Annotated in this window: 1 protein-coding gene; it reads left to right on the top strand. The window is 45.7% G+C overall.

Annotated elements, in window-relative coordinates:
* Positions 1-392 (top strand): hypothetical protein (locus R7Q48_RS31675; RefSeq protein WP_318134439.1); only part of this gene is annotated, 392 nt, incomplete at its 5' end.
* Positions 393-501: the final 109 nt, after the last annotated feature.

The raw sequence follows: 501 nt of genomic DNA, 5'->3' as shown, positions 1-501 counted from the left end.
CGCAACGCTGGCAAAACGTGTCCCGTTTTTTATTCAGTTACTACTGCTATAAAAACAATTTAGTAAATAAAAACAACAAGGTTTGTTGGGAAACAGCCCGTGATGCGTTGCCAGCCTCTATCAGCCTTAAAACTCGTAAACAGGCGGTTATTGAGCCTTTAGTTCCTGAAGAAACCGTGGTTGGTTTGCTCAAAGCCATCAGTAAAGATGGAGAGATGACGTTTGATGTAATGACGGCTACGCTTAACGCGTTTTTGCACTATGTGGTGATCAGCAAACAGGAGAAGCTACAACTTAAACCTAACATGCCAGCGAGCTGGTATCAGCAGCATCACAGGCCTGTATTCGCCCGTTTTGAGCAAGCGGGAATAGAAATTCAACAAATCAAATAGCCCCCCTATCGAGCCGCAGACGTAAAAAAGCGCCCACAAGGAGGCGCGTTCGGTCAAAGGGTGAGTAATTCCTGGACGAGAAAGCTCTGAGCAACCGAAAAAGGCTTAT

The sequence above is a fragment of the Vibrio sp. 378 genome, from assembly GCF_033339435.1.
The sequence above is the reverse complement of the archived record's forward strand: the minus strand, read 5'-3'. Positions and strand labels throughout refer to the sequence as shown.